Origin of the sequence: Fervidicella metallireducens AeB (assembly GCF_000601455.1) — a bacterium.
Lineage (GTDB): Bacteria > Bacillota > Clostridia > Clostridiales > Caloramatoraceae > Fervidicella > Fervidicella metallireducens.
The window spans coordinates 1-4,960 of the sequence record NZ_AZQP01000078.1 but is presented as its reverse complement, the minus strand read 5'-3'; the positions used below and the strand labels follow the sequence as shown (position 1 = coordinate 4,960).

Below are 4,960 nucleotides of genomic sequence, written 5' to 3'. Positions count from 1 at the left end.
CCTTTGAATTTATGGAGGAGAATCTATGGATACACTTAAAATTCTTGAATTAATATTTTTAATAATTGTCACTGGAATGATTTTTAGTAAATTAAGTAAAATTCTTCACATGCCTGATGTTGTCTTATTCATATTAGGTGGAGTAATTCTTGGCCCTAGGGTTTTAAATTTAATAAATGCTGAAAGCTATCCAATTGGTAATGAACTTATTCTTACATTTGGTGCTGCTTATATTCTTTATGATGGAGGCCGAGAAATAGAACTAAAGGTTTTAAATAAAGTAAAATTGTCTGTACTAATGCTGGCTACCCTTGGAGTTCTTATTTCAACTTTTATAACTGGATATTTTTCATCTAAAATTCTACACATAGACTTTACCTATGCATTATTGTTAGGCTCAGTTATAGCCTCTACCGATCCCTCAGTTTTAGTTCCTCTATTTAAAAATATGAACATAAGTGATAAACTAAAACAAACAATTATATCAGAGTCCGCATTTAATGATGCTGCAGGCGCAATTATAACTTTCTCAATATTAGGTGTTATCACCGGCGGTGTTTTTTCTTTGCAAAAATGCATTTTTGATCTACTGATAACAGCTGGAGGCGGTATTTTAGTTGGGTTAATTGTAGGCTTTTTGGCATCAACTTTAATATCACATGATAAATATGCATACTTTCAGGAGCACCCTGCAGAAATGGGAATTAGTGCAGTTGTAGGTGCATATGTTATTGCAACTAAGCTTGGGGTAAGCGGATTTATGGCTGTTTTCATGGTCGGTATGGTTTGTGGAAATAAAAAGATTTTAAATATGTGGGTTCCTGATGAACAATATGTTACGCAGACAAGATTTAAAGAAGTTTTAACTATTATTTTAAGAATGATGATATTTATACTTTTAGGAACTCAAATAAACTTTACTGTATTATCTAAGTACTGGAAAGAAGCTTTTTTAATTGTAGGAGTATTGATTTTTATAGCCAGACCAATTTCAGCCTTTATTTCAGTAGTATTTGATAAAAAAGCAAATTGGAACTTCAGAGAAATTATTTATCTTATGTGGGTTAGAGAAACCGGTGTTATTCCTGCCGCCCTTGCAGGTATGCTGCTATCCCAGAAAATACAGCACGCTGAAATAATATCTTCAGTTACATTTATGGCTATTATAATTACACTGACTTTCCAGGCAAGCACCTCTAAGGCACTTGCAAACTTCCTAAAATTAAATAAGGCTTAACCAAGACTAAAATGTGTGCAGCTGAAACTCAGTATTACACAAAATTCAGTATGTATAACATTTATAATTTTAAAAACTAACCATACCATCTCAAATGTTTTTCCATATCATTGAGACGGTATGGTTTTTTAACGTAAGGGACATATCCTCATTACCATTGAACTAATCACTCTTAACCTTATTGAACAAGCTTTTCCCTTAATTTTAATACTTCTTCTTCCTTCAGCTTCGAATATTTTATTATTTTTTCAATAGGTTCTCCATCCTTTAACATTTCCATTGCCATTTCTATTTTCCCTTTTTCAATCCCTCTTCTCTAGCTCTTTCAAAAGTCTCTTTTATTGTCTTTGACATATTATTTCATATTTTTATTCTAATAAATATTCTCTTATACATTGATTTACTAGAAAACGAAACTTAACTGTCTTTATTATTTACTCTTTAATACTTTTAATATATCAGCTTCATAGCCATGATTTATATTCTTTAAAATCTCTATCCCATAGCTGCAATAGTCTTCAAGCTCTAAATTTAAGTAATTTTTAAAGACATCATTTAGTTTTCTATTGTTTTTCATATTTGACTTTATTTCTGCTTTAATCCTGTAAATTATGCCTATCTCCATGGGACTTTTTATTTTTTGAGAATAATAGTCAGCCTTTTTCAATCTATTTAATGCTTCTTTATATAATCCTTCCTTAACCTCCAAAAAAGACATATATCCTTCAGCTGTTGAGCGTCCCCATAGAGAATCCATCTCCTCAAATAACTTTAAAGCCTTTAAGAAATAAGTTTTTGCTCTATGATAATCCCCAATTTCAAAGGCTGCCTGACCTGCATTAGTATTAAACAAAGATAGTCCAGTTAATACCTTTTTCCCCTCAGTTATTGTTATTGCCTTGTCATAGTAACTTAAAGCACTTTGAAACTGCATATTATATCTTCTGATTTCTCCTATATAATTGTAAGCTGCTGCAATATTTAAAATAAATCTGTCATCATCTTTGCTTATAACTTCAAATATCTTTATTGATTGTATTAAAAGTTCCTCAGCCTCCTTAAAACTGCAGGACATTATTTTCCCAAGACCCTTAAGCCTTAGGAGAATTCCATATTCTTTTTTATCCACTAGTTTTGCTGCCATGGGTAAAGCAATTTCAAGATAATTATTCATTAAATCCACATCATGGGTTTGGATACCACAATATATCATCTGCCGATAACCCTTTAAAGCGTAATTGATATCTTCAATTTGAAGGGCATTGTTTATCATCCTCTGAATATATTCTTTTCCTTTAAGGTATTCTCCATCTCTTATAAAATATCTACCATACATATGATAAAGAACCATTTTATATTCTAAAATTTTTTTATGATCATTAATTTCATCAGCAACCTCATTTAAAAGAACTTCAATTTCATTTAAATACTCATTTACCTGTTCAGAATTTAAAAATTGACTCTTTAATATCGGCCCCCCATAGTTTATCACCGGGAAAAGTTCGTGGGCAAAATCTAAGCATATATCGGCATTTTTAATGCTATACTTTAAAGCTGACTCCTTGTTATTTGCATTTTTAAAATGATATATCAGCTTAGAATATGTTAATATATCTGTTTTATCATTCTTTAAATTTTTCTCCAGTAATTTTCCTATTTTATTATGAAGTATTTTCCGTTTTCCATATGATAACTGAAGATATATAAATTCCCTTAATTTCTGATGTGTAAAAACAAAACTTATACCGCTGTTATTTTCTATTTCTTTTATTATAAACTTTTTCTCTAATTCCTCTACTATATCAATTACTTCAAGCTCATCATTTCCTGTTAATTCAACAATAACATCAAGTGGAGCTTCGTCAAAAAACATGGATATTATTTTCAGCAGTTCCTTTCCCTTTTCTGATATATCAAGAAATCGGCTCTTTATTATATCCTGCATCTTTGATGACATTATATTTATACTACCGCTTTCCTTTATAGAATTTAACATTTCCACAAGAAAGAAAGCATTACCTTCAGTTTCCTGATAAATCTTATCCATAAGTTCTTCATTATTTGTACATTCAGGAATCACATTTAGTGAAAATTCCCTAACCTCTTCCTTTGTAAACCTTTGGAGATTTGTTTTTTCGATTTTATTATACTTTATCATAGTAGAAATAAAGCTCTCTATTTTATTTGTATACTCATTTCTACATGTACACAAAAAGAAAATATGGTTGTTTTCTCCATGTAGCAATATACTACTGAACAAGGAAAGACTTGTTGCATCCATCCATTGAATATCTTCAAAAACTATGATTACTTTTTTTATCGTTGAAACCTTTTTTAATACACCTATTATAGCTTCCTCAATAACCTGAAATTTCAAGGAACTTATTCCTTCAACAGGATTAACCCTTACAGTATCAGCATCATCATAAAAAATAGGAAATACAGAAGCTATTATATTTTTCCATACCAAGGGTACATCAATTTTTTCATTGTTAATAATATCCCATAGCTTAGAAAATACATTATTCCAAGGTTTTAATATATAATTTTCCTCTGCCTGATAACATTCTGCTTCTATTATGAACAAATCATTTTCAACTAAATCTATAAATTTTCTTTTTAATCTGCTTTTTCCCACTCCAGCCTCACCTATTATTACAGGTGCTTTATACTCTCTTGAATTTAAAAAACCATAGTAATTCATCAAGATTGTATTTAACTGCTCCTGCCTTCCGTAAAAAAACTCCTCTTTTTTCTTATTTTCATAGACTTTTGCAGATTTTAGTTCTATCGCCTTTTCATACAAAGCTCTGGTTTCTCCATCTGGATATACACCTAATTCATCCTGCAAGGTTTCAGTTAATTTTCTATATACATCTATAGCCTTATTAAAAGCACCAATATTTATAAAGGATTTCATTAAAATTCTATATGCTCTTTCATCAAATGCATCTATATTTATAATTTGTCTTCCATAGTTTTCTACTTTTTCATAATCATTGATGTCTATATAATGCTGTATTTTTTCATATAGTTTATTTATTCTATTTTGTCTTAAAATTTCTCTGGTTTTCAGCATCCAGTTTTCAAATTCTTCTGCATCCTTTACATAAAATCCTTGAAGGAAATCACCGGTATATTCGGTTAAAATTCCTTCATCACCCTTTAAATCTGTATAATCGCATTTCATTTCAATATATTCATTTAACATAACGATTGATTTTTGTGGTGAAACCAGAATTTCACCTTCAAAAGCCCTCTTAAGCTTATATAATGCATTCCTCAGATTTTTTTTGCCGTTTCTTCATCAATTTCATCCCATAAAAGACTTACCAGTTCATCCCTGGTAGCCTGCTTATTTACCACCAAATAATAAAACAAAGCCTCTGCCTTTTTAAAGGGAAATACTATATTTCTACCATTGCATAATACTCTTGGTGCCCCAAACAATTTTACATCAATCTGATCCATAATATCTCCCCCTTCCTTTGTAGTTATTATTCATGTATATTTTTAAAGTGCCTGTATCATCAATAGGACAACACAGACACTTTAATTTTATCACGATTTGTATATTCAATTCAAAATAATTTTAAAATATCAAAAAGGCAATAGGTGTCGTTATAATTAAAGTTAATAATGTTCTTTCAAACCAGATTATTATAATATCTGATAATTTTAATGGAATCTCTGTTGACATAATACAAGGTATTGATGCTGAGA

General features: G+C 30.1%; 3 protein-coding genes. 1 reads left to right on the top strand and 2 read right to left on the bottom strand.

From position 1 onward, the window contains the following. Nucleotides 1–25 precede the first annotated feature (25 nt). Nucleotides 26–1,237 carry a cation:proton antiporter gene (locus tag Q428_RS13295; protein ID WP_035381725.1) on the top strand — a complete coding sequence of 404 codons (1,212 nt, stop codon included), beginning with the start codon at nt 26–28 and terminating at the stop codon, nt 1,235–1,237. A 430-nt stretch (nt 1,238–1,667) separates the two neighbouring features. Here Q428_RS13295 and Q428_RS13290 read toward each other — a convergent pair whose 3' ends face one another. Both Q428_RS13290 and Q428_RS14715 read right to left on the bottom strand, forming a co-directional pair. Continuing rightward, entirely contained in the window at nt 1,668–4,448 is a 2,781-nt protein-coding gene (locus Q428_RS13290; RefSeq protein ID WP_051515182.1) for an AAA family ATPase, read from the bottom strand. 71 nt (nt 4,449–4,519) lie between these two features. Continuing rightward, the gene (locus Q428_RS14715; protein ID WP_051515181.1) at nt 4,520–4,708 is read right to left on the bottom strand and encodes an AfsR/SARP family transcriptional regulator; all 189 of its coding nucleotides are present in this window, start codon (nt 4,706–4,708) and stop codon (nt 4,520–4,522) included. Nucleotides 4,709–4,960: the final 252 nt, after the last annotated feature.